The 24,643-nt window shown below is 47.1% G+C and carries 19 protein-coding genes; 3 read left to right on the top strand and 16 right to left on the bottom strand.

Annotation, left to right across the window (positions count from 1 at the left end):
* Positions 1-394 precede the first annotated feature (394 nt).
* The gene (locus METPAY_RS13980; RefSeq protein WP_052418604.1) at positions 395-2,278 is read left to right on the top strand and encodes a PAS domain-containing protein; all 1,884 of its coding nucleotides are present in this window, start codon (positions 395-397) and stop codon (positions 2,276-2,278) included.
* 15 nt (positions 2,279-2,293) lie between these two features.
* Here METPAY_RS13980 and METPAY_RS00770 read toward each other — a convergent pair whose 3' ends face one another.
* From METPAY_RS00770 to METPAY_RS00735, 8 genes are read right to left on the bottom strand one after another with little or no spacing between them, the layout of a single operon-like run.
* The gene (locus METPAY_RS00770) at positions 2,294-3,853 is read right to left on the bottom strand and encodes a Ppx/GppA phosphatase family protein (RefSeq protein WP_048148266.1); all 1,560 of its coding nucleotides are present in this window, start codon (positions 3,851-3,853) and stop codon (positions 2,294-2,296) included.
* On the bottom strand, positions 3,826-4,434 hold the full coding sequence (locus METPAY_RS00765; RefSeq protein WP_052418603.1) for an HD domain-containing protein: 609 nt from the start codon (positions 4,432-4,434) through the stop codon (positions 3,826-3,828). The genes METPAY_RS00770 and METPAY_RS00765 overlap by 28 nt, the downstream gene beginning before the upstream one ends.
* A gap of 1 nt (position 4,435) precedes the next feature.
* Positions 4,436-6,427, bottom strand: a complete 1,992-nt coding sequence (locus METPAY_RS00760; protein WP_048148265.1) for a CHAD domain-containing protein — start codon at positions 6,425-6,427, stop codon at positions 4,436-4,438.
* 53 nt (positions 6,428-6,480) lie between these two features.
* The gene (gene ppk1 / locus METPAY_RS00755; RefSeq protein WP_048148263.1) at positions 6,481-8,592 is read right to left on the bottom strand and encodes a polyphosphate kinase 1; all 2,112 of its coding nucleotides are present in this window, start codon (positions 8,590-8,592) and stop codon (positions 6,481-6,483) included.
* Between the two features lie 13 nt (positions 8,593-8,605).
* A complete protein-coding gene (phoU, locus tag METPAY_RS00750) occupies positions 8,606-9,256 on the bottom strand; it encodes a phosphate signaling complex protein PhoU (RefSeq protein ID WP_048148261.1) in 651 nt (216 codons plus the stop codon).
* A 13-nt stretch (positions 9,257-9,269) separates the two neighbouring features.
* On the bottom strand, positions 9,270-10,034 hold the full coding sequence (pstB, locus tag METPAY_RS00745) for a phosphate ABC transporter ATP-binding protein PstB (protein WP_048148259.1): 765 nt from the start codon (positions 10,032-10,034) through the stop codon (positions 9,270-9,272).
* A gap of 5 nt (positions 10,035-10,039) precedes the next feature.
* The gene (pstA, locus tag METPAY_RS00740) at positions 10,040-12,016 is read right to left on the bottom strand and encodes a phosphate ABC transporter permease PstA (RefSeq protein ID WP_048148257.1); all 1,977 of its coding nucleotides are present in this window, start codon (positions 12,014-12,016) and stop codon (positions 10,040-10,042) included.
* A gap of 46 nt (positions 12,017-12,062) precedes the next feature.
* On the bottom strand, positions 12,063-12,950 hold the full coding sequence (locus METPAY_RS00735) for a phosphate ABC transporter substrate-binding protein (protein WP_048148256.1): 888 nt from the start codon (positions 12,948-12,950) through the stop codon (positions 12,063-12,065).
* Positions 12,951-13,079: 129 nt separating this feature from the next.
* On the opposite strand from METPAY_RS00735, the gene METPAY_RS00730 reads away from it, so the two are divergent.
* The gene (locus METPAY_RS00730; protein WP_048148254.1) at positions 13,080-14,087 is read left to right on the top strand and encodes a phosphate uptake regulator PhoU; all 1,008 of its coding nucleotides are present in this window, start codon (positions 13,080-13,082) and stop codon (positions 14,085-14,087) included.
* Between the two features lie 413 nt (positions 14,088-14,500).
* On the opposite strand, the gene METPAY_RS00725 is transcribed toward METPAY_RS00730, so the two are convergent.
* The 7 genes from METPAY_RS00725 to METPAY_RS00690 all read right to left on the bottom strand — a co-directional run bounded on the left by METPAY_RS00725 (position 14,501) and on the right by METPAY_RS00690 (position 22,569).
* Positions 14,501-15,670 carry a hypothetical protein gene (locus tag METPAY_RS00725; RefSeq protein WP_048148252.1) on the bottom strand — a complete coding sequence of 390 codons (1,170 nt, stop codon included), beginning with the start codon at positions 15,668-15,670 and terminating at the stop codon, positions 14,501-14,503.
* Positions 15,671-15,675: 5 nt separating this feature from the next.
* Complete coding sequence (locus tag METPAY_RS00720) at positions 15,676-16,662, bottom strand: ABC transporter permease subunit (RefSeq protein ID WP_048148251.1); 987 nt, start codon at positions 16,660-16,662, stop codon at positions 15,676-15,678.
* A gap of 9 nt (positions 16,663-16,671) precedes the next feature.
* Positions 16,672-17,646, bottom strand: coding sequence for an ABC transporter permease (locus METPAY_RS00715; protein ID WP_048148249.1), 975 nt, complete (start codon positions 17,644-17,646; stop codon positions 16,672-16,674).
* A gap of 3 nt (positions 17,647-17,649) precedes the next feature.
* The gene (locus tag METPAY_RS00710) at positions 17,650-18,573 is read right to left on the bottom strand and encodes an ABC transporter ATP-binding protein (RefSeq protein WP_048148247.1); all 924 of its coding nucleotides are present in this window, start codon (positions 18,571-18,573) and stop codon (positions 17,650-17,652) included.
* A gap of 283 nt (positions 18,574-18,856) precedes the next feature.
* Complete coding sequence (locus tag METPAY_RS00705; RefSeq protein ID WP_157198965.1) at positions 18,857-19,996, bottom strand: hypothetical protein; 1,140 nt, start codon at positions 19,994-19,996, stop codon at positions 18,857-18,859.
* Between the two features lie 142 nt (positions 19,997-20,138).
* Positions 20,139-21,242, bottom strand: coding sequence for a hypothetical protein (locus METPAY_RS00695; RefSeq protein WP_048148243.1), 1,104 nt, complete (start codon positions 21,240-21,242; stop codon positions 20,139-20,141).
* A 214-nt stretch (positions 21,243-21,456) separates the two neighbouring features.
* On the bottom strand, positions 21,457-22,569 hold the full coding sequence (locus METPAY_RS00690) for a hypothetical protein (RefSeq protein WP_048148242.1): 1,113 nt from the start codon (positions 22,567-22,569) through the stop codon (positions 21,457-21,459).
* A 216-nt stretch (positions 22,570-22,785) separates the two neighbouring features.
* On the opposite strand from METPAY_RS00690, the gene METPAY_RS00685 reads away from it, so the two are divergent.
* A complete protein-coding gene (locus METPAY_RS00685) occupies positions 22,786-23,034 on the top strand; it encodes a hypothetical protein (RefSeq protein WP_048148241.1) in 249 nt (82 codons plus the stop codon).
* Positions 23,035-23,400: 366 nt separating this feature from the next.
* On the opposite strand, the gene METPAY_RS13975 is transcribed toward METPAY_RS00685, so the two are convergent.
* Positions 23,401-24,615 (bottom strand): metallophosphoesterase, encoded by a 1,215-nt coding sequence (locus METPAY_RS13975; protein WP_169743623.1) that lies wholly within the window; start codon positions 24,613-24,615, stop codon positions 23,401-23,403.
* Between the last annotated feature and the right edge of the window lie 28 nt (positions 24,616-24,643).

Raw genomic sequence — 24,643 nt, 5'->3', positions numbered from 1 at the left:
GGGGAAAACAAAAATGAAGTTTTCCGGAGCGGGAGGGATGCTTGTCCATCCCGACTGCGACTTATCGCGACGTGGGGGAGGGTAATAGGGAGGGGGAAACGTCCCCCTCCCTTTAAGATTTAATTTAATATTTTTTTTAGAGGTATTGAAAGGGCAAAGCCCTTCGGTGGCCTCAGCCGGGGGGAAAACAAAAATGAAGTTTTCCGGAGCAGGAGGGACGCTTGCCCGTCCCGACCGCGACCTATCGCCACGTGGGGGAGAGTAATAGGGAGGAGGAATCGTCCCCCTCCCTTGCTAACTGGAAAAATATTTTTTTCAGGATCGGGATAGAATCCGATCGAACATAAGTTTATATATTATATTTTAATTATTATCACCTGTCGGAATCGCGAAGATGTGTCCTAAAAATACGGTTAAGACCCCCAAAAGGGAGATTGAAAAATACGCCCCCTGCGAAACATGGATTGAAGCCATAGTCGGCGGCTCCCCAATCCCGCAATTTGTCGTAGACAGGGACCACAAGGTTCTCTTCTGGAGCGAAGCCCTCGAGAAATACAGCGGCATAAAATCAAACGAGGTTATGGGAACGAATCGTCACTGGAAGGCATTCTACCCTAAAAAAAGGCCCACCCTGCCTGATCTGCTCATCGACGGAGAAGAAGACCGCATCCCGGAATTGTATGAAGGAAAATATGATAAATCGCAATTTATTGAAGGAGCTTATGAAGCAGTCGATTTCTTTCCTCATATGAATAAAACGGGGAAATGGCTCTATTTCACCGCCTCGCTAATAAAAGATAAGAGCGGCTCGATAATCGGTGCGGTTGAGACACTCGAAGACATAACCGAAAGAAAAACAGCTGAGGAGGAGCTGAAAGAGAGCGAAGACCGTTTCAGGGAGCTTTTCAACTCGATGAAAAGCGGCGTTGCAGTTTACAAAGCCGTTGACGACGGGAAAGATTTCGAATTTGTCGATTTTAACCACGGTGCAGAAATAATCGAGAACCTTACTAAAAAAGATGTAATAGGAAAGGTTGTTACAGAAGTTTTTCCTGCTGTTCGCGATTTCGGACTGTTACAGGTTTTTCGCACGGTCTGGAATACCGGAACACCACAGAGCCATCCGGTCTCGCAGTATAAAGACAAGCGAATCGAAAGCTGGAGAGAGAATTTTGTCTATCGCCTTCCTTCGGGTGAGATTGTCGCAATATATGAAGATGCAACAGAAATCAAAAAAGCCGAAGAAGCTCTTGTGGAGAGCGAAAAAAAATACAGGAATCTTGTTGAAAATATAAGCGATGTAATACTCACGACCGACCTGGACGGAACGATCCTGTTTGTAAATAATATTATAGAAAAGACCTACGGTTACAACCCGGAGGAAGTAATCGGTATGAATATCCTGACCTATGCACATCCCGAAGACCTCCTGGACGCCAGGGAAATCCTTCAGAAAAAAGATGATGAAAAGTCCGGCGACAATATATTCAGGGTCTTTTCAAGGGACGGATCGGTCAGGCATATAAGAGTGACCCGGACTCCTGCCATTAATGAAGGAAGATTAGAGGGATACAACTTCATCATAACGGATTTCACCGATCGCAAAAAGGCAGAAGATGCCCTATTTTTAGCCAACAAAAAACTCAATATGCTCTCCTCGATTACAAGGCACGATATCCTGAATTCAATTATGGCCGTCACCGGGTATCTTGAAATCTCAAAGGATATTGCAGAAGATCCCGAGCTTCAGAAATTTATCGATAAAGAGACTGAGGCCGTCAATTTAATCCAGCGCCAGATCGAGTTCACCCGGCAATACCAGGATATCGGGATTAACGAACCGAAATGGCAGAATGTCGGCATCATAGCCGACCAGTGCGCCGGAATGCTGGATATGGGAGGGATCAAATTTGAAAATAAACTGAAAGGGCTTGAAATATTCTGCGACCCACTTGTCGAGAAAGTGTTCTACAACCTGATGGAAAACTCTTTTCGACACGGAGAACGTGTAACCGAAATATCTCTTTCATATTCAGATGAAGATGAGAAGCTTGTTATCTCTTACAGGGACAACGGTGTCGGGATCGCCGATAAGGACAGGGAAAAACTCTTCCAGAGAGGTTTCGGAAAACACACGGGGCTCGGGTTGTTCCTTTCGCGTGAAATTCTCTCGATAACCGGCATCATGATTGCTGAAACCGGAAAAGAAGGCAAAGGGGTAAACTTCGAAATAACCGTGCCGACAGGCAGCTTCAGGTTTACCCCGGATAAGTTCTGAAAGAATCCGTATTCATTAAATCTCTTTTATCTCCGCCTTCAGGCCGAACGTATTCTCCAAAACGGCGAGATCGTCCTCCATCGCCCGCAGTTCGATCGTGCAGTCCCTTTCGGATTCGATATTTATCGTCAGCTTTTTGTCGGTTTTTGAAAACCACGCTCTCTTCACCCTTCCGTCGTGGCTTCTTTCAAGATGCTCGGCGATTCTCAGGAAAAGAGAGAGAACAATAATGGATTTCACGGTCTCCTCTTCAAGGCCGCCGAATATCTCATCCTTTAATTTGGGTACCTTCTTCCTATGGAAATTTGCGATAAGGCCGATAATTCTCAGCTCCTCCTGGTTGAACCCCAGAAGCGATTTATTCATGATCATGTAGCACGAATGGTTCTGGTGGCCTGAAAACGCTACGAACTGCCCGATATCGTGAAGAAATGCGGCATATTCCAGCATCTCCAGTTCTTCGGGACCGTAATTATGCAGCCCGCATTCCTTTGCACTCTCGAAGAGATCCCTTGCGAGTTTCGTGACATGTTCTGCATGGGCCTCGTCGATCCTGCACGATCTTCCGAGATGCCTGACGCTCTTCTCCTTTACCGGGATATCGACGGCCGACTTGAATCCCGGCTGCTTCAGCATATAATCGAACAGCAGTCCGTCCCGGAGACTGCTGTCGGTCGAATAGATCCTCGCGATCTTCATCTCCTTCATCAGGGTATGAAGGATTATCGCACCCGTTGCAATGATATCCGAACGGGCGGGATTCAGTCCGGGAATATTCTGTCTCTCTTCAAGGCTCATGCCGCACAGCCTGAGCATAACGTTCTCGATCTCTGCGATATCGGCAGAATTTTCATCATTTGACGAGGAGTTCTTATTCCTGTACTTTTCAGCAAGCGATATCAGTGCCTTTATCGTTCCCGAGCTTCCGTATACCTTCTCTATCGGGTGGCTGAGCACCTCGGTCTTCGTATACGAAATCTTGCTCTCGACGAATTTCCGGATCTTCTCCCTCTTGTCCGGGTCTATTACCCCGGTACCCGAGTTGTCAAGGAACCGGAAATGCGTCCTCAGGGCGCCGAGTTTCAGGCTCTTTATGTAGACATAATCGAAGCGGCTGCCGACGATTATCTCGGTGCTTCCTCCGCCGATATCTATAAAGAGACACAACCTGTCATCCATACCGAGATTGTTCGAGACACCGAGATAGATCAGTCTCGCCTCCTCCTCTCCCGATATTATCTTTATGTCGAGGCCCGTCTCCTGCCTGATCCTGTGTATGAGGTCCTGGCCGTTGACCGCATCCCTCGCCGCCGATGTCGCGACCGCGTGGATCTCGTCCACGTTAAAGTTCTGGGAAATCTCAACATATTTCCTGCAGAGATCGATTGCCTTTACAATTGCATATTCGGATATAACTCCCTGCGCAAAACTGCCCTCGCCAAGCCTTATGATCTCTTTCTGCCGCCGCAGGACGGAGTAAGAATGATTGGAATATATCCTTGCGATAAGCAGTCTTGCAGAATTCGTTCCGAGATCGATAAATGATATTATTTTTTCTTCTGTTCTATCAGGCATACCGGCCTCACATTCTTGTTAAAAATTTTTTCGAACAGGTCGCTCTTCTTTTCGACCGCTGCAATTTCATATCCTGAAATTCCAGAGGTCCTGCATTTTATTATTACCGAATCCCCGTTCACCGTGCACCCGGCAACTTCGATCCTCGACATGTGCATCCTGTCCAGGGCGTCGGCGATCCTGAGGATCGAGGCATTCACGAGAATGATGTTTTTTTCTTCAGGACTTAAACCCGAGAAGTTTTCGTGCTCGTCCGAGGGAAGCGCTTTCCTGTGGTATCTCGCGATATTTGCGACGATCGTCCTCTCCCGGTCGTTTAAATTCAGGGACTTGTCTCCCAGTATGATATCCATCGAATGCCTGTGGTGCTTCTTTTCGGATATGCTCCAGCCGATATCGTGAAGAAGAGACCCGAAGATAAGAAGCCTCCTTTCAGGTTTGCCAAGGTGGTGGAGCTCTTTGAGGCAGTCGAAGAGTACACCCGCATTTTTTGTCACATGCGCCGGGTGAACGGTATCGACACCGTATGCCCCCAGGATTCCGAGGCAGTTTTGGATCTCTGCAGAGTCTTCAAAGTTCATATCAATCCGAATGCATGATTATATCCAGCGGTTTTCCTTCCCGGAATATCCTTGCAAACGATTCGGGAAGGTTCTTCTTATAGATCTCCTCGACAGCCCTCTCCACGTCGTACGGCACCCTGACATGATACAGGGAGAAAGGATTCAGGCTCAGCATGGCGTAGCATGCCCTGGGATCTCCGTCGTCCGGTCTTCCCACGCTACCGGTATTGATAAACCACGTCTCGTCGATCTTTTTTGCGTACTGCGTATGGGTATGACCGGTGATGATGAAATCCGCTCCCGTACCGCTGATATACGACCTGAGAAGATCGTCGGGCGTGGTCTCGTTTATGTAATCCTTTATCGAATCAGGCGATCCGTGCGTGACATACAGGGACTTTCCCTTCACCATAAGGCTGAGATTTTTCGGAAGCAGCTTCAGGTATCTCCTGTTCTCATCGGAAAGCTCCTTATACGCCCATTCCATCGCGAAACGTTTCTGCCTGTTCTTCGGGAGGCTCTTCTTCTTCGTCCTGGACTTAAGTACAGAAAGATCGTAATTCCCGATGACGCTGACGATATGCTCGGCCCTGATCTTCGATACCGTCTGGTCGGGAAAAGCACCGTACCCGATAAAATCCCCGGTGTTGATGATCGCTGATGCCCCGCGTTCTTTCGCGTCCGCGAGCACGGCCTCCAGTGCGGGAAGGTTCGCGTGAACGTCCCCGATCAGTGCGATATGCAGGGGTGAATCGTCCGGCGAACTGTCGATGATGCGGTTCAACGAAGACTGGAGCGGAAGAGAGATCACCGATCCCAGCTCCTCGCGGAAATGCTCCTTCTTCATCCCGTCCCAGTACTCGAGAAGTTCTGTATACAGCTCCGTCCTCTTCGAGATCCTGTTCTCTTTGAGAAAGTTGAGGCCCGGGAGAACGAACATGAAGAACCGGTCGTTTCCGAAGAATTCGATGTTCCTCTTCCTCTCCTCGACGATGAAGTCATCGAGGAAGGCCGCCCAGACATCGCAGTCGTGGATATCGCCGAGATAGTCCTGGAGCTTTTTCATGACCTTGATCTGGTCTTTCAGCTCCCCTTCGTACAGCCCGGAATATGTCTCGATCGTATACCGGAACTTCTTCGCCGAGATCCTCATCTCGTGATGCCTTTTCACCAGCGACGGATCTTTTAAGAATCTCTCATACCAGTACAGGCCCTCCTCTGCAAGCGTAATATTGTAAAACGCCTTCTCGAAGGAGTAAGGTGAGTGGATGTCGGTCTGGTTCAGGTCCGCCTCGACGATCATCGCCCTCAGGTATGTCCCCATCTTTTCGGCCGTCTTCGACTTCTCGAAAGATTCGATGGACTTTATAACGGCCGGCTGGATGCTCTTTCTTCTCTGTTCGAGTCTTGTAATCAGGCATTCGATTCCCGCCGTATACGGATCCGACGCCCTGAAATTATATCCTGATGATGGTGTGAGATCACCTGTCTGTCCTTCGGGTTCAGGTTCGGTTTCATCTCTCCCCGGCGAAAAGATATGCCTGAAGAAGTTCACGATCCTGGAAACGACTGATTTCCCTGCCCGGGCGTCGTCGTCTTCAGCGGGATACACGGGAATTATCGCAGTCTCGGAAACGTTTGTCTGATTTGTCTTTCCCGCAACATCCCCGGCGATAAAGAAAACCTTCGTTCCCTGCCGCTCTTCAGGCGAAAGAAACTTTTTGAGGAAATCTACCTGGACGTCCAGGTCCCTTGCCTCGCCGAGCGAGCCGGTGATCCCTTTGATCTGTTTCAGCCATTCCCCGAACTCTTTTTTGGGGAAACATTCCTCGAATACCGACATCGCCGCCCGAAGTCTTCTCGTCGCAACCCTGCAGCGGTGGACGTATTCGATATCATCCGAATATTTCACACCCTCCGTCTCTGCAGCAAGCGCCGAGAGAAGAGAGGTCATATATTCTGCGGCATAAAGGCAATACCCTTTGTCAGGACAGCTATATTTCCCTGACATCTTCACTGCTCCGTAATTTATAATCGGTACTTGAAGGAGAAAAGCGTTTATTATCAGAGGTGCCCTTCATTCCAGACACCCCTGTGATCTATCATCCACTGCTGTGCGTCGCATCTCTCCCCTGACGCTTCTTTCTTGACGTAGCTGCCGTCAGGGCGAAGTTCTCTCGAATTTACATTGTCGTTCAGGTGGACGTCGAGGATCTTCTTTATTTCTGATTTGATATTCTCGTCTTTTATCTCCATCAGGATCTCGACTCTCCGGTTGAGATTCCTCTGCATCATGTCCGCGCTTCCGGTGAGAAGAATATCGTTGCCGTCGTTTCTGAAGTACAATATCCTCGAATGTTCGAGGAATCTCCCTACTATGGACGTGCATTCGATATTTTCACTGATATCCTTCATTCCCGGCCTGAGACAGCAGATGCCCCTCACCTGGAGGACGATTTTGACACCTGCTTTCGAAGCCTTATAGAGCGCGATAATGATATCCGGGTCCACGAGCTGATTCAGTTTGAACGCGATATAACCCTCTTTGCCCTGCTTTTGGACCTCGATCTCCTGTTCGATCAGGCCGAGGATCTTCTCCTTCATCATGCCCGTCTTGCCGTAGGAGACGATGAGATCGTTGAACTCGCGTTTTCCCGAATGGCCTGTTAAGGCATTGAAGAGATCGGTGACATCGGATGCGATCGATCTGTCGCATGTCATGATGCCGATATCCGTATAGATCCTCGCGGTAACCGGGTTGTAGTTTCCTGTCCCGATATGGATGTAGGTCTCAAGCCCCTCCTTCTCTCTCCTGACGACCATCGTCATCTTTGAATGGACCTTGATTCCCATCAGCCCGTATACGACATGGACGCCGGTTCTCTCAAGCGCCTTCGCCCAGGTGATATTGTTCTGCTCGTCGAATCTCGCCTTGAGCTCCACCATCACCGAGACCTGCTTGCCGTTCATCCTCGCTTTCATAAGCGCCTGGACGATCGGGGACTTCGGGCCGGTCCTGTAGAGCGTCTGCTTAATCGCGATTACGTCCGGATCCTCGGCCGCCTGCCGTATGAAATTCACGATCGGGGTGAAGCTGTCGTAGGGGTGGTAGAAGAGGATATCGCCCTTTTTGATCTCAGGAAAGATGCTTTTGTCTTCATCCTCGAACCCGCAGGGGTAGGAGGGAAGAAACGGCTTGTCCTTAAGATCGGGCCGGTCGACATCCATCAGTTGCATAAGGTCCGACTTTCTCAGGTGCTCGTCTACCGTGTACACGTCCCCGGACCCGAGCTCGAATTTTTTTGCAAGAATATTCCGCACCCATTTCGGCATGGAACGGTCGACTTCGAGCCTTACGGGAGACCCGATCCGTCTCAGTTCGACACTCTCTTCGATCGCAGTAAGGAGATCGGCTGCTTCATCCTCCTCGATCTCGAGGTCGGCATCTCTCGATACGACGAACGGATAACAGTTGACGATCTTTTCCTCGGGGAAGAGGAGATCGGCATTTGCCGCAGCGAGATCTTCTATGAAGACAAAATGATACTCATCTACAAGATCCTGGCATTCTTCGGAAAGTTTGATGCATTCCGGCGGTATCCTGATCAGCCTCGGGAATGTCTCCCTCGGGATCTTGAGCCTCGAAAATATATTTCCCTCCTGCGGATCGTCGATGATTACGGCGAGGTTCAGGCTCAGGTTCGATATGAACGGAAACGGGCGGCCCGGGTCGAACGCCATCGGGGTCAGGGCCGGAAAGATCTCCTTCTCGAAATACTTTCTCAGGAAGTTCTTCTGTTTTTTATTCAGCTCCCTGAAGCGGTGGATGAATATTCCCTCTTTATTCAGGGCGGGCAGAAGATTGTCGCGCCAGATCATATCGGACTCGAGGATCTGCTTCTTCACCTCCGAGCGGATGGCCGAGAGCTGCTGGGTCGGTGTCAGTCCGTCGGGAGGGGATTCCAAAGCTCCTGCTTTCTTCTGCCTCCTCAGTCCCGAAACGCGGATCATCATGAATTCGTCGAGGTTGCTCGAGAAGATGGAGAGAAATTTCACTCTCTCGAGAAGAGGATGTCTCTGGTCCTGCGCTTCCTCCAGTACCATCCTGTTGAATTCTATCCATGAAAGTTCGCGGTTGATAAAAATACCGGGATTATTCAGGCTTATTTTTGACATTTAAAACGACCGTTTAATGGAACTCTATTTTCTTTCCTTCTATCATAAAGTATACCTTTTCTCCCATAAGGCATGCATGGTCCCCCATCCTCTCGAGATATCTCGAGACCATGACGTACTCGATGCAGCGGGAGATATTGCTGCTGTCCTCCATCATGTACGTGAAGCTCTCCCGGAAGATCGTCTCCTGGAGATTGTCGACGTAGTTGTCCCTCTTCCCGAGATCGAGGATCTTGGAGATGTCGCCGGTCCTGAACGCCTCGAGGACGTCAGCTATCATAATGGCGACATAATCGCCCATGTGGCAGATATTTTTGAACACGTTCAGGTGCGGGGTATTGGGGAGAATGGTGATAAGTTTGGCAATATCCTTCCCGTTCCGCCCGAGCCTGTACAGCGAGGTGTTCATCTGCGAGATGCACGATAGGAACCTGATATCGCTTGCGACCGGCTGGTAGAGGGTGAGAACTCTCAGGGTTTCCTCGTCGATGTTGTTGTTGTACTCGGCAAGCTTCCTCTTTCGCCCGATCACATCGTTTGCAAGCTTTTCGTCCATGTCGTTCAACGCTTTGAGTGAATCCCTGAACATGGTGATGGAGAATTCACCCATCTCTATGGTGTACTCCTTTAATTTTTTCAATTCAGACTGAAATTTATCGCTCATTTAATTTCCCACCTTATCCGAACCTTCCGGTGATGTAGTTGTTCGTCAGCTCTTCGTCCGGGCTCGTGAATATCTTCTCCGTATCGCCGAACTCGATCATCTTCCCGAGGTACATGAATCCCGTATAATCTGAGACCCTCGAAGCCTGCGACATGCTGTGCGTAACGATGATGACCGTGTAGGTCTTCTTGAGATCGTCGATCAGCGACTCGATCTTCGAGGTTGCTATCGGATCGAGAGCCGAGCACGGTTCGTCCATCAGGATTACCTCAGGCTCGACTGCAAGAGTTCTTGCGATGCAGAGCCTCTGCTGCTGTCCCCCGGAGAGCCCCATCGCCGGTTCGTCCAGCCTGTCGTGGACTTCATCCCATAATGCGGCCTGCTTCAGGCTCTTTTCAACGATCTCGTCGAGTTTCTTCCTGTCTTTTGTCCCGTGAATCCTCGGCCCGTATGCGATATTGTCATAGATCGATTTCGGGAACGGGTTGGGCTGCTGGAATACCATCCCGATCTTCTTCCTCATGTGGACGACGTCGGTGCCCGGCGAATAGATATTCCGGTCGTGGTATATGATCTCGCCGTCGATCCTGCAGCTGGCCACAAGATCGTTCATCCTGTTGAAGCACCTGAGAAGAGTGGATTTTCCACATCCCGAAGGGCCGATGAGTGCGGTTACATGGTTTTTGTAAACCTGAACGTCAACCTCCGTCAGGGCCTGTTTTTCGCCGTAGAAGAGGTTGAGCTTCTTCGTTTCAAGTATTGTTTCTTTATCTGACATCTGAATTACCACCTTAGGGATTTCTGGTAATGGTTCCTTACAAGGATTGCAATACAATATACAGCCATTACGAGGAGCAGGAGCACGAGGGCCGTCCCGTACTGGTTGGTCGATGCCCCGGGCACATTCGTCGAGAGGATGAAGAGGTGATACGGCAGTGCCATGACGGGATCGAATACCGACGAAGGCAGGAAACGGGTCGTGAACACGACGGCCGTAAACATGATCGGGGCCGTCTCGCCTGCCGCTCTTCCTATGGAGAGGATCGTTCCGGTTATGATTCCCGGTGCCGCGGGGGAGAGGACGACTTTTCGTATCGTCTGCCATTTTGTTGCTCCGAGTGCAAGACTTCCGTGCCTCAACGAATCGGGAACGCTCTTCAATGCCTCTTCAGTGGTCCTGATTATCGTCGGGAGGACCATCAGGCCGAGCGTTATCATTCCGGCGAGAAGGCAGACCCCGAAGTCGAGGAACAATACCAGGAACGCAAACCCGAAGAGACCGAAGACGATTGAAGGAGTGCCGTTCAGGAGATCGACTCCCGATCTTATTATCGAGGTGATCCTGCTCTCTTTAGTATATTCGACAAGATATATCGCGGCGCAGACGCCGATCGGAAGTGCGAACAGAATCGCTCCGCCGACAAGATAGAGCGTGCCCACTATAGCCGGGAATATTCCTCCCTCTCTTCCGAGATCCTTGGGGTATCCTGTCAAAAATTCCCAGGACATTGCCGGAAGACCCTTCGATATGATGTCGTAGAGGATTATGCCGAGCACTACCAGCACGATTCCTATCGACATATACAGGAGCACGTACGCGAGCTTCTGCATCTTTTTCGGGTCGAGGGACTGTAGATAGAACTTCCATAAAAGTATCAGGACGACCGCGGCGGCGCACAGGAATATATTGATATAAAGCAGGCATAGAATGAAAACCACTATCGCTGCATATTTCAGCCGCTCTTTCGATCTTTCGGATAATTTGAATGCCTCCGGGTTCGGGAGCGATAATTTCGATCTGCCCTTGTGGTTGGAACCCGTTCCTTTGAGCCTGATCCTGTTGATGATGTGCTGGGCGGACAGGTTCACAACGAGAGTTATCACAAGGAGGAGCAGGGCGACGCCGAATAATGCATGATAGTGTTCGCTTCCTACCGCAACCTCGCCCATCTCAATTCCCAGTGTTCCGGTGAGTGTTCGTACCGGCGAGAATATGTTGTATATCGGGTCCGGTATTATGGCGGAATTACCCGTAACCATCATCACTGCCATCGTCTCTCCTATCGCCCGGCCCATTCCGAGAATGATGGCCGCAGTTATCCCGGAGAGAGCTGCGGGGACGATTACCTTGCTTATCGTCTGCCAGTAGGTGGCGCCGAGTCCGAGCGAACCCCGCCTGAAATTATCGGGGACCGCATTGATTGCATCTTCCGATACGCTGATTATCGTCGGAAGAGCCATTATGCCGAGAAGGATAGAGCCGGCAAGCCAGCATTCTCCTGTGGCAAGATCGAACGTTATCCTCAGCCAGTCGGTCAGTATTACGAGACCGAAGAAACCGTAGACGACCGAAGGGATTCCTGCAAGGAGTTCGACCGCGGGTTTGATTACCGATCTGATCCTGGACGACGCGATCTCGGAGATATATATTGCACTGCCTATCCCGAGAGGTGCTGCGATGATCATCGCACCCAGTGTTACGAGAAGGGTGTCGACCCACAGCGGGAGTGTACCGTATGTAGGATTAGCTCCCCCGGGATTCCAGACGCTGCCAAACAAAAAATCGTACAGTCCGATGGAGGCAAAAGCGGGAATACCGTCTTTCAGGAGAAAAAGTAGTATGAAAAAAACGGTGAGAACGCCAAAAGCGGCTGCGGCGAAAAGTATCCCCCGGACGATTTGATCCGAAAGATTACTGGAACTATAAGGAGATTTTTCATCCTTTACAGTCTTTTTTTTTAAATCTGTACCGTATGTCATAATAAAAAATTAATGGGAGAATTGTCTCCCGAATGTTGTTTTTCGTTTACGCTACAGGGACGTAACCCTCTTCGACTACGATTGCCTGTCCGTCACTGCCGAGGATGTAGGCTAAGAAGTCTGCTGCAAGTCCTGATGCTTCGCCGTTGGTGAACATGTTGAGGTTTCTTGCAACCGGGTATTTTCCTGAAAGAACGTTGTCGACTGTTGCTTCGATGAGTGTTCCGTCGACATTGATGTCGAGAGCTTTAAGCGAATCGTCAAGGTATCCCATACTGAGGTAGCCTATCGCTCCCGGTGTCTGACTTACGGTTTGTGCTACGGCACCGTTCGAGTTCTTCTCGAGCTGTGTTGCGACAAAGTCTTCTTCATCCATGACGGATTCGTAGAAGAATTCTCTGGTTCCTGATGATGAGTCCCGGCCTACGACTACGATCTCCATATCATTGCCGCCTACCTGGTTCCAGTTTGTGATCTCACCTTTGTATATCGATTTGATCTGTGCGAGTGTGAGGCTGTCTACAGGATTGTCTTTGTAGACTACAAGAGCTATTCCGTCACCTGCGATGACATGCTGGACAAGATTCGGATATTCTTCGGATTCCGATGATTTCAGATCTCTTGATGCCATTCCGATATCGGCAGTGCCTGTTCCTACTGCCTGGACACCAACTCCCGAACCTCCTCCGGAAACCTGAATATCTGCGTACTTGTTGGTTTCCATATATGCTTCGGCAGCTGCCTGGGCGATGGGCAGAACAGTTGTTGACCCTGTTACTGTTAGAGTCTGAACTGTTGCTGTGGTCGCTTCCGTTGTAGAGGAAGGATTATCAACTCCGCTGTTTCCGGTACATCCACATACAAAGATTGCAGAAAAGACAACAATTGCAAGTGCGACTAATACCAGACCTGATTTTTTATGGCTGTCCTTCATTAGGTCACCGATATCAAATCGGTATTTGAAATATAAACTTTACCCGAAAGAGATCATATTTTGTATTTATCAAGATAGTCGGATATCGTTTCAATATTCTTATATATATTTTGGAGTAAAAATACTGACATGGATATCAGAAAGATCCAGATGAGCGGTGGGTCCTCGTATATCGTATCTTTGCCTAAGAAATGGATTACCAGGAATAAAATCGCGAAAAACGATCCTGTCGGCCTTATCGAGCAGGACGACGGGACTATTCTTATTACGCCGAATACGACGGGCGAGCAGATCCAGAAGGTCTGGAATTACGAGGTAAGCGCCATAACGGACCAGACGTTGTTTCTCCGGAGTCTTATCGGCGCCTATTTCGCGGGATATACGACGATGCGGATCTGGGCGCACGGAAGGCTTCCTGCTTTTGCCTCGGAGAAGATCCGTGAATTTACGAATATGGCGATCGGCCAGGAGGTCGTGGACGAGACCGAGACCGAGATCGTCATTAAAGATCTCCTGAATCCGGCGGAGATGCCGCTCGAAAACACGATATCCAGGATGTCTGTTATAGTGCAGAAGATGCACGAGGATGCGGTCCGGGCCTTAAAGAACAGGGATCTCGAACTTGCCCAGAGTGTTATATCGAGAGACAACGATGTGGATCGTCTTCACTGGCTTATCGGCCGCCAGACGAATCTTATTTTGGGCGATATCAATCTTGCAAGGAAGATGAATGTGCCTCTCGACGGGATCATGAACTACTTCCTCGTGAGCAGGATCATCGAGCGTGTGGGGGATCATGCGAGTAGGATTGCTCATAACGTGGTCAAACTCGGGGAATGCGAACCGCCTGAAGAGATCCTGGATATGATCGGGAGGGTGAACGAAGAATCGATCGTGATCTTCAAGAGCAGCATCAAGTCGTTCTTCGATCACGACCTCAAAGAGGCAAACGATATTATCAACGATTCGCTTATTTTTGAAGATAAATGCAGCGGGATCAATAAGCTGGCGATTAATTACCAGGCACATATAGCGATTTCCATCGTTTCTATTTCTGACAGTATGAGAAGGGTCGGCGATTATTCGGCGGATATCTGCGAGAATGTTATCAATTATGTGACGGGGAAACAGGGATAAAAAATAATATCATGATATGTAATTGAAGGGTTTTCCTCAACAACAATATTTTTTTGAAACTGTAGATCGGATTTTTTCTACGGAAATATAGGATTTCCCGGCTTTTTGGATATGTAATCCATATGTAACCGGTGCATCGTTGACAACCCCTCGCCGCGGGCCGCCGGGCAGCCCGCGGATCGGCCCCGACCTCGGGGCCTCTCTGTGGCGATAAGTCGCGGTCGGGATGGACGAGCATCCCTCCCGCTCCATTAACTTATTTTACGTTTTATAACAGGTCTCTCTCCCGGCCGGGGCTACCCGGATGGGTAGCGCCCAGGTCGGGTTATCGCAATTGCGAAGGTTCGCGTAGCGAACTGAGCATAGGGTTGCCCCGTTAGGGGCTTATGCCCGGTTTTAAAGTTTAATCGTCCTCAATCGTAAGTTTTTCCCGAGATCCTTATCCGGTCGTTATACATACTCACTATTTCGCCGGTGTTTGCATCGACTGCCGCCCAGATTTCTCCTGATCCGCCCCAGCCTTGTGATTCTTTGGTTATGTATATGATTCCCCATGCCAATGGTACGGGGCTTAACAGGTAATCGTCTTCTATATCCATGTATACACAGGAATCGAGCCAGAACAGGCCGCCTGAAAGATCGGCTGAGCCCCCTTCGGGATATTGAATATTCTGCGGGTCGTCAGGGTATAGTTCGTCGAGTTTTGCTTCGAGGATCGATTTGGCTTCCTCAAGAGATATTTTCGGGACGGTGGGCAATTTTACCGCCTGGCTGTAGAACTCTTCCTCGTTGAAATTCTCCCTGTATGCCACAACTCTTCCGGTCGTCCTGCTGAAGGAGACTCTCGTATTGCCCATATAGCATTTGACACCGCTGCCGCCTTCACAGATGTACGCGGCGGTTGTCTGGTGGATATTTCCGTCGTCCAAAAGATATGTGGAGTAATTGTCCCTGTTTCTTTCAAACTCCTCGTTCCCGATAATATTTTTGAAGACCGGCAGAACATCCCTTTCCATATCGACGTCCTCCTGCCGTATTATCTCGCTTCCGCTGGTGCCCCTGGCCGGGGAATTTGTGTCATAATACCACCAGGTAATTCGTTTTTTATCCGGGCTGTAATAGATTTGATCGCAGGCATTTTCAGGTTCTGTTTTGTCCACGATTACGTCACTGAAAACGAGAGCCGGAATGAAAAACGAGCCTGCAAGTTCCGCATCCCAGTAATACCTGTTCAGTGTGGAAACATCCGTTTCAGGGAAGACCCGGAGAATTTCAGCTTTTGCTTCGGCAAGATATTTCTCTTTGGTTTCGTCATCGTAATCCGGTATCGCTTTTGATTTATCTGTCCCGATCCAGGTTCCGGGGACTTTTACAGGTTCGGCCAGTCTTTCACCGGCTCCGATATAATTGTCTGTGACTTGTTCGGGCTGCTGATCGGTCTGTTCGGGGACGGTCGTATCCGGCCCGGCAGCTACTGCCGGACTGTTGTTTACGGTACACCCGGATACCAGCAGCGAAGATACAATCAGCATTATGACTGCGATTGCCAGCAAGTAGTGAATTGATCTGTTTTTATTTTTCATAGTAATCACCTTAAATCCATCCTCATGAATTTCACATAGGCTATCCCGAAGAAGGCTATGGGATATGCAATAAGGAAGAGGACGTAGCCCCAGATTTTTCCCAGCATGTCGGAAAGTGTTGGATCTGGACTCTCAGAATTGTATTCGGATTGCGTTCTTAGATACAATTTAGGCTTGGTCAGGGCTATTGAAGTTTTACGGTAGTTTGTATCGAGAGAGATGTAAAATACAAGATTTGTAAGCTCTATTCTTCTTTGATAATAGGCATTGGATTCCTCCTGGTAATGTTTGGGATCCGATAAACCCATATTGTTCGTATTTATCGAAGGCTCCTGCCCCATTATCGTGTCAACTGCAAAATCTCCTGTCGAATATATGACGCTTGTCAGGATGAGAAGGAGCATTAATGAGTATATAAATGATATTCCGCTTGTCTTCGAAAAAGACGAGACCATTAATGACATTATAAAGATCCCGGACAGATAGAGGATCGTTATTAACCAGAAAACGAATAAGAAGCCCAGTTCATTAAGATCCGGAACAATGCTATATATCAACATAATTCCAAGAGTCAGCACGAAGACGATCGTTACCGCAAGTGCTATTGCCAATATACCTCCAAGTGCCTTGCCGTTTATGACTTCGTCCCTGTAGACAGGAACCGAGAGTATCGCCTTGATCGATCCGGTCTCTCTCTCTTTCGTTATAAGATCAAATCCCAGTGTAATAGCAATTATCGACCCGAATATGGAGCTGCCTGCAATTCCGGACTTTATACCTTCGAAGATGTTCACAGGTTTTGGAAGGCCAAAAAAGGAGTAACTATAGAGTGTGCTGTATTCCTCCAAATCCTCAATATAACTGCCTATCTCCTTGAATACAAAGATCCCGGTTATCGTCAGCATCAAAAACAAGAGGGCGAGGAACCGTCTGCTTGTGATATGATCCTGGAATTCCTTGTAACCTATCAAGGTGATTCGTTTAAAATCCATAATTCTTCGTCACCTCAGGTCCGTACGCATGAATTTCACATAGGCTATCCCGAAGAAGAGAACAGGCCACATAATGAAAACTATGATATTTATCCATTTGTCACCTATAATTCCCAATAAAGACGGTTTTTCAATATTCCCCGTTTCGTCTAAATTATCAAACCCAAGCTGATAGATTGCATAATAAGATGGATCCGTTATTGGGGAGGTTATACTGCTATAGACCCTTTGTGCCGAAAAGAGATTGAAAAAATCATATATATCCAAAACCGCTCTTTCATAGTTTGCCTGTAGTTGCGAATCATGGTCATACCCTATGTCTTCAGGTTCCGGTCCGAGAAGACAGGTCCCGAGTTCTCCTCCGCCGACTGGAATTATATACGTCATTATGAACAGGATGATCAGTGAGATTATCATGGCTCCGCTACTGGTCTTTGCGAGAACAGAAGACATCAGCGCCATTGAAAAGTATGAAATCATATATAGCAGAGTTATAAACCAAATCACCCCGATTAAAAAGACCTCTTCAAAAGAAGGAACAATGCTTATAACCAGGAATATGGCGAGAATGGTTAAAAATCCTGCAAGTGTTATAATTGCGAGTGTGGTTATTCCGCCGATGGCCTTCCCGTTTATAAGTTCGTCCCTGTATAGCGGCTGTGAGAGTATGGTCTTTAAGGATCTTCCCTCCCGCTCTCCTGCAATGAGATCAAAACCTATTGCAATTCCTATGATCGCCCCCAGTCCTTCCAAACCAACCGAATCTGTAATTTTTCCAAACGCGTAGAGGATTGACGGCATGAAAGGATCACCCTCTTCTCCGACTTTATACCTCTCAAGGGCATTGTTGTAATCCGTGACACCGTTTGCAGCCGCAACCCCAAGTACAAGGCATGTTATTGTTAGTATCAGGAGGAATCGCCTGCTTGTTACATGGTCGGATAACTCCTTTTGAGAGATAATCGCAAGTCTTGTAAGATCCAATCTCTACTCCCTCCTGTACACCTTCAGGAATAAGTCTTCAAGTCCGGGGCGGTCGAGATACATCTCGGTTATACCGGAGCAGTGGTCTTTCAGTTTTTCTGCGAGAAGGGGCCGGATGTCTGTTTGGACTGAGATCTCGATTCCGTCCTTCGTCCTTTCCACCCCAAGGATGTCGGGATTTTTGATCGATTCGATCTCTTCGTAAAGTTCCGGGTTTATGGATTTGATGACGATCTTCTGCCTCGTTCCGCTCTGCCTGATGAGTTCGTCTTCGACCTTTTCGACAGATCCTTTCGCAACGAGTTTTCCCTGGGATATTATGCCGAGTGTCGTGCAGACCGCCCGGACTTCGGAGAGAATATGGGAGCAGATGAGAACTGTCTTTCCTTCTTTTTCAAGCTCTTTTATGATCTCCCTGTACCTGAGTACTCCTTCCGGGTCCAGGTTTGCGGTTGGTTCGTCGAGGATCACGACCTTCGGGTCGTTCAAAAGTGCAAGTGCGAGCCCGAGCCTCTGGTTCATTCCCCTCGAATATTCGCCTACTTTCTGTGTGACCCCATTGAGCCTGACGCTTTTTAAGAGTCTCTCGATCCGATCTTCCCTCTCCCTTTTTTCTATCGGGTAGAACTTCCCGAGGTAGTCGAGGTTTTCATAACCGGTGAGATTCCTGTAAAACCCGACATCCTCCGGGAGGTAGCCGAGGATCTCTTTTCCCTTGAGCGGGTTTATTGCGACGTTTACTCCTTCTATCGTGCATGTGCCGGATGTGGGCTCGATCATTCCCGTGAGCATCAGGATGGTCGTACTCTTCCCAGCTCCGTTCGGGCCGAGGAACCCGAAGACTTCTCCGTCTCCAACTTCGAGGTTGAGGTTGTCGACCGCGTTTTTTCCGTTATATTCCTTGGTGAGGTTTTCGGTTTTTATCATTTTTTACCCCCGTATGCAATCGGATTTTATTGTAAAGGGTTGCTTTATGTGATCAAACAATCTTTGACTTCATTTATATGCGATTTATGTGGGAAATGTTGAACTTTCATTTTGCCTGAATTCATTTTATCTGAGACATCACTCCATTGAAAAAAGATTATTACTTCTTATCCCGGTGAAAAATTGCATATAATTATTTAAACGTCTTATTGAACGATCGTCTACATATCACTGCCTGGAAAAAATTTAGATTATTAAAAAAAGTGAGAATCAATTTTGATTTTCAGTCATAGGTATCGATATCGATATCCTTGTACCTGAGGTATGTGATCTCTCCCGTGTGAGCATCGATTACCGCCTCCCTTCTGGCATTACCTGAATTAAATACAAGATACCATACCAGTTTGAAAGGCTCGGGATTGTCTGAAAAAATATTCTTTGGAATATTATCCCATACGAGTGCGTTTGTTGTAAAACCTTCATCTGTTCTGTAATCAATATCTACCTCTCCCGGGTACCTCTCCGCGACTTTCGCTTCGAATATTCCCTTTGCCTCTTCAAGCGTTTTAATTTCCGGGTCTGGGGATAGTGTAGTCAGCGCTGCCAGAAGTTCCGGATCATAGGTGCAATCTGAATAACCAAGAACTTCATCAAGGACTAAATTATAATCAACGAATATTCCACCGTTGAGATACGGGACATTTTCATATGGATAACCTTCTAACTCAACGATTACTTCTCCTTGATTATCTTCTGCTTCTAGATCTGTAAAGATAATTGAATAATCGTTCATTTCGTTGTTAACAAAATCTTCTCCTTTTACTTTTTTGATTAAGTTTAAACATTTCTCTTTTGCCTCTTCAGAAGTTACTCGTCTCTCTGCGCTTGCCGGAGGCGTACTATAGCCATAAGAGCCGAAATCAAGAACTTTTTCTGATTTGGGATCATAAACAATTCTCACCAGATTTCTCTGAATCCTTGATGAATCTCCGTTTGACATCTCCTCCTGTAAAGCCATGAAATTATCAGATGTGAAGTCTGCATTTTCAAAAACGATGACCGGGTAACCGTATGCAATACTCGTGTATGTGTAAACGTGTTCCTGCCATTGACCGTTCAGAGTTGACCTGTCAACGTTTGGGAACAGTCTCATAATCTCGTCTTTTGCCTCTTCGATCAATTCCTGTCTGGTCTGGCCGTCGTACTCGTTATATTCTGGATAGAAATCCTTCCAGTTGGCCGAAGGTTTAGTGATCCCTGATTGTGCCGTTTGCGGAATTTCAGTTGCTGAAGAAGTAATGCCTGGAGAAGGAGTAACTTCATGCTGGTTTGAATTATTAACTGTGCAACCCGAAGCGAAAATTGTGAACACTATAACCACAGCGACCAAAATAATTGAAAATTCATTTAGTATTTTTTTCATAAAACCACCATTTTGGAATTTGAACCTGATCGATTTAATTTATCATGAAAGATTTCCGACTGATCCTAAAAACGTCTTATTGAACGATCGTCTACATATTAAAAAAGGAATGAGGAGGATTCTTAACTTGTATAACCATAATTTAGGATAAATATTTTTTGATAGATATTTCTCCATATTTAAGCCAGTAGATCTCTCCGGTATGTGCATCGATTATAAATGCCCCAGATTCTGGGGAAACACCTGTTTCTTCATATTCTTCGCGACTATCCTTATCGCTACATGTAATAAACCATACCAGAGGTATCGGGTTGGGATCGTCGGCATAAACAATATTGTCGTCATCCCACCATAAGAGATAGGTGTCAAACGAACTAGTTTCAGAGTATTCTAATTCTAACTCATCAAGATCATATTTTCCAGAAATTTTATTTTCAAAGATCTGTTTTGCTTCTTCAAGAGTAATATCAGGTTCGGGTGATAACGTAGTTAATCCTGATAGGAGTCCTGGATTTGCTGTATAATCGAAATATCTCTCTACCTTGTCACGGCTCAGATCATATTCTGCCGAAACTCTGTTAGATTCATATGGAACTCCATTAAATTTTTTATAATATGAAACAGATGCCATAGGTCTCCCACCTGATGCATATTCATTCTTCATAACAGTGTAGGCATCAGGATCATCAGCAATCGAATCTCCTCCCTGTGCTTTTTTTATGAACTCGACTGCCTTTTCTTTTCCCTCACCATAGGTAATTTTAGCCGAAGAATAAGTGCCTTTATACGGAGAGTAATATATTACCTTCATTGATTCGGGATCTACTTCTATTACAAATTCCCTGTTTTCTCCTGATGAAAATTCCAAATTTTCAAAATCGATATACGGACTACCTATCATTTCTGTACCTGCGCCGTTGGTTCTTGCATGCTCAACCCACTCTCCGTTGAGCGTTGATCTATCCACCGTAGGGAAGACTCTCAGAATCTCGTCTTTTGCCTTTTCGATCAATTGAGATTTTTCCTGTTCGGTATGATCGGGATAGAAGTCTTTCCATGATACTGTCGGTTGTGTGCTTCCTGACTGAACTGACTGCGTAGTTTCTGCTGTTACGGAATTCGTCGGTGTGGCCGGGGTGTTCTCCAGTGGGTTTGGACCGTTATATGTACATCCTGATGTCAGAATAACGAAAAACATACATGCAGCCAGTATACAAAACGGAATCTTCTGATAATGCTTTTTCATTAAATCACCTGTCCGGAATGTGGGATGAACTAATGATTTTCAAATTTCTTAATAAGGGATTTATGTGATGAATGTCGTTTTTTATTCCCCGGCAGGGGCTTATGCCCTCTTCACCACTCCGTGAATTCCTTTGTTATCTGAAAATTACGGATGATTATTCTAACGTCCTGTTGATCTATCTCCCGCACGTTAAAATGGAGACAGAGGAGGATTTTTACCCCATATAACCGTAAGTTTTGATTTTTATATCTCCGTATACGAGCCTGTAGATCTCCCCGGTATGTGCATCGACTATAAATGCACCACATCTGGCAGGCAAACCGGTTTCCTGGGACTCTTCGCGACTGTTCTCATCACTAATTCCCGCATACCATACCAGTGGAACCGGGTCGGGATCGTCAGCGTAAACGATATTGTCGTCATCCCACCATAACAGATAGCTGTCATATGGAGTAACTTCGGAGTATTCTACACCTATCTCATCAAGGTTATATTTTTCAGCGATTTTATCCTCTACCAGATTCACTGCTTCGTCAAAGCTGATCTCGGGTTGTGCCGAAAGTGTTGTAAGTCCTGAAAGAAGTTCTGAATTTGCTAAATTGTCGTGGTATCTTTCAATATTGTCTTTATTCATATCATATTCGGCCATGACGTAATTGTCTGTATATGTTATTCCATTACTTTTTTTATAGATATTAACAAGAGCAACAGGCAGGCCGAATTCATCTCTTTCGTAGCAGTTTACAGTATATATGTACGTGTCGGGATCATCAGCTATTGAGTCGTCACCCTGTGTCTCTCTTATGAAATCGATCGCTTTTTCCTTTGCCTCATTGAAAGAGATTACAGGTTCGGTGTGGCTGCCGCTATACGGAGTATAATATATTATCTTCATTGATTCCGGGTCGACGAAAACTGCATATTTTTCGTCATCAGAGGTGGATTTGATACCTTCGAATTTAATATACGGTCGGCCGATCTCTTCCAGACCGTCGTCGGTAATTCTTGAGTGCTCAACCCAGTTCCCGTTCAGCGTTGATTTGTCCAGGTCCGGGAAAGTACTCATGACCTCGCCTTTCGCTTCTTCGATTAATTGAGATTTTTCCTGTTCGGTATGATCGGGATAGAAGTCCTTCCACGAGACTGCGGGTTGTGTGCTTCCTGACTGAACTGACTGCGTAGTTTCTGCTGTTACGGAATTCGTCGGTGTGGCCGGGGTGCTCTCCAGTGGGTTTGGGCCGTTATATGTACATCCTGCTGTCAGAATCACGAAAATCATACATGCAGCCAGTATACAAAGCGGAATCTTCTGATAATGCTTTTTCATTAAATCACCTGTCCGGAATATTGGATGAATTAATGATTTTCAAATTTCTTAATAAGGGATTTATGTGATGAATGTCGTTTTTTATTCCCAAAACGAAATTTGGTAACCGGTTCATTTTATGAAATTTTCAGGTTGAAGGATTTCCCGGATCAAAGTCGCCAATATTTATGGAGTATCCCGGACAATTAGAAAAATAACTGAATGGATTGATGGACAATGGGACTGGATATTAGCACTGAAAAACTGGATATTGAAAAAACGGCGGCAAAATTTAAAAGGGCTATGGAGCAGATCCTGGAAGTTAATGATGATATTGTAAAGCACGAATCTGATTTTGAGGAAAACACTTTTAAGTTGCTTAGATGGCCTTTGAGCAAGGCAATACCTGAGTTATCCGATGCGAACAGGAAGTTGGAGAAGTTGGTTGAGGTATCTAAAGACATGAAGGAGGCTGGTTTAATATGATACACACAACAGTTTTTTTTAATTAATTTATATACAGCGTTTTTTTAATTTGGGGGGTTTTGCCTCTATAAATTTCCAAAAAAAGGATTTCTAAATCTAAATAATACAGGGAGGGGGAAGATTCCCCCTCCCTGTGACCCTCCCCTTCATGGCGATAAGTCGCAGTCGGGATGGACGAGCATCCCTCCCGCTCCGCGAAATCTTTATTATCTGATAATCTCGGATGATCTCCTGATGTTTTTTTAACTTACTTTACGTTTACGACAGATCTCTCTCCCGGCCGAGGCTACCCGGCTGGGTAGCGTCCAGGCCGGGTTATCACGATTGCGAAAGTTCGCGTAGCGAACTGAGCATAGGGCTGCCCCGTCAGGGGCTAATGCCCTTACAAATTTTCAAAAAATCCTCGTACAGCAAAAAACTTTCTGCACTGATCTCCCCTTTTTCATACAAATCAATCAAACCACTAATCTCCCCGAGTTTAATCGGGTGATAACCGGTCAGTTCGCAGCAGACATTTATGGTTTTGTTCGTAAAATCGATGAAAGGATAATCCGAAATCCTGCTGTTGTGGACATGCCCGTGGATCGTCCACCCGTGATAACCTTCGGGCCTGGACTTGGGGTCGTGGACAAGCAGAAAATCCCGCCCGGAATAACTTATCGTCATCTGCTCCGGCAGACCTTCCATAGATCCGTCATGGTTTCCCTTTATAAATTCGATATTCCCGTTGAGTTTGGAGAGGTAGTAATCGCAGGTTCTGCGGTCGAGATTGTAGGTGAGGTCGCCGAGATAATATACCGTATCGGAAGGTTTGATGATGTTGTTCCAGTTATTGATGAGCACTTTGTCCATTCGTTTCCAATCGCCGGGCGGATATGGGCGTGCGGCGCCCCAGATTATGTCGCTGTGGCCCAGGTGGAGATCTGAGAGAAGATAGATCTCGTCTTTTTCTGAAAATGCCGTCTCGCCGGATTCGTAATTTCTCAGTCTCCGGAATCCTTCGAAGCCGTCTCCCGACCTGCTGCCCGTCGGATTTTTGTCGGACCATCTTTTCCTGACGAGATCGTAGGTCTTCCGGAGACCGTTTTCGTCCGAGAGTTCGATGTGAATGCTCTCCGCAGGCAGGATGAAGTCCCTGATCCTGTACTGCGGGGTTTTCCCTGCCCGTGACAGGAGCCGGGTGACGATGCCGTTGTTTTTTTGCGATGCATGCCTGTGGATAATTTCGGCATCTATTATGCCGGAGTATTCGATCACCGGGATATAGAGTATGTTGCTGCCGGTCATCATACTCCTGAATTCGAATTTTTCCGAAATGAGAAGTCTTTCCAGTTCCGTGCACAGTTCGCAGATCTCCCCGGACGCCTGCACCTGAAGCGATAGTCCGTATCTTTTATCCGGTGTTTGTTTCACGTAACCGTTTATCACGTACGGGAGATAGAAAAATCCCGGGGAAGCCTCTTTTATGATCTCCATGATCCTTCTTTCGGGATTTTTGCCTTTATATTTTATATGGAACAGGACGATTTCCGGGTTCCCGAGGATCTCGTGATAGTATACGGAGTTTCCGATCTCTTTCATCCGCTCGCAGATTCTGTAGCGGAAGTGG

Origin of the sequence: Methanolacinia paynteri (assembly GCF_000784355.1) — an archaeon.
GTDB lineage: Archaea > Halobacteriota > Methanomicrobia > Methanomicrobiales > Methanomicrobiaceae > Methanolacinia > Methanolacinia paynteri.
The sequence above is the reverse complement of the archived record's forward strand: the minus strand, read 5'-3'. Positions and strand labels throughout refer to the sequence as shown.

What these genes read in the sequence shown, in the direction of transcription:
- METPAY_RS13980 (WP_052418604.1), top strand. Translation starts at nt 395, where the DNA reads ATGTGTCCTAAAAATACGGTTAAGACCCCCAAAAGGGAGATTGAAAAA.
- pstA (WP_048148257.1), bottom strand. Translation starts at nt 12,016, where the DNA reads ATGACATACGGTACAGATTTAAAAAAAAAGACTGTAAAGGATGAAAAA.
- METPAY_RS00720 (WP_048148251.1), bottom strand. Translation starts at nt 16,662, where the DNA reads ATGGATTTTAAACGAATCACCTTGATAGGTTACAAGGAATTCCAGGAT.
- METPAY_RS00730 (WP_048148254.1), top strand. Translation starts at nt 13,080, where the DNA reads ATGGATATCAGAAAGATCCAGATGAGCGGTGGGTCCTCGTATATCGTA.
- METPAY_RS00760 (WP_048148265.1), bottom strand. Translation starts at nt 6,427, where the DNA reads ATGTCAGGGAAATATAGCTGTCCTGACAAAGGGTATTGCCTTTATGCC.
- METPAY_RS00705 (WP_157198965.1), bottom strand. Translation starts at nt 19,996, where the DNA reads ATGAAAAAAATACTAAATGAATTTTCAATTATTTTGGTCGCTGTGGTT.
- phoU (WP_048148261.1), bottom strand. Translation starts at nt 9,256, where the DNA reads ATGAGCGATAAATTTCAGTCTGAATTGAAAAAATTAAAGGAGTACACC.
- METPAY_RS00710 (WP_048148247.1), bottom strand. Translation starts at nt 18,573, where the DNA reads ATGATAAAAACCGAAAACCTCACCAAGGAATATAACGGAAAAAACGCG.
- METPAY_RS00735 (WP_048148256.1), bottom strand. Translation starts at nt 12,950, where the DNA reads ATGAAGGACAGCCATAAAAAATCAGGTCTGGTATTAGTCGCACTTGCA.
- METPAY_RS00695 (WP_048148243.1), bottom strand. Translation starts at nt 21,242, where the DNA reads ATGAAAAAGCATTATCAGAAGATTCCGTTTTGTATACTGGCTGCATGT.
- METPAY_RS00690 (WP_048148242.1), bottom strand. Translation starts at nt 22,569, where the DNA reads ATGAAAAAGCATTATCAGAAGATTCCGCTTTGTATACTGGCTGCATGT.
- METPAY_RS00685 (WP_048148241.1), top strand. Translation starts at nt 22,786, where the DNA reads ATGGGACTGGATATTAGCACTGAAAAACTGGATATTGAAAAAACGGCG.
- ppk1 (WP_048148263.1), bottom strand. Translation starts at nt 8,592, where the DNA reads ATGTCAAAAATAAGCCTGAATAATCCCGGTATTTTTATCAACCGCGAA.
- pstB (WP_048148259.1), bottom strand. Translation starts at nt 10,034, where the DNA reads ATGTCAGATAAAGAAACAATACTTGAAACGAAGAAGCTCAACCTCTTC.
- METPAY_RS00725 (WP_048148252.1), bottom strand. Translation starts at nt 15,670, where the DNA reads ATGAAAAATAAAAACAGATCAATTCACTACTTGCTGGCAATCGCAGTC.
- METPAY_RS13975 (WP_169743623.1), bottom strand. Translation starts at nt 24,615, where the DNA reads ATGAAAGAGATCGGAAACTCCGTATACTATCACGAGATCCTCGGGAAC.
- METPAY_RS00770 (WP_048148266.1), bottom strand. Translation starts at nt 3,853, where the DNA reads ATGCCTGATAGAACAGAAGAAAAAATAATATCATTTATCGATCTCGGA.
- METPAY_RS00765 (WP_052418603.1), bottom strand. Translation starts at nt 4,434, where the DNA reads ATGAACTTTGAAGACTCTGCAGAGATCCAAAACTGCCTCGGAATCCTG.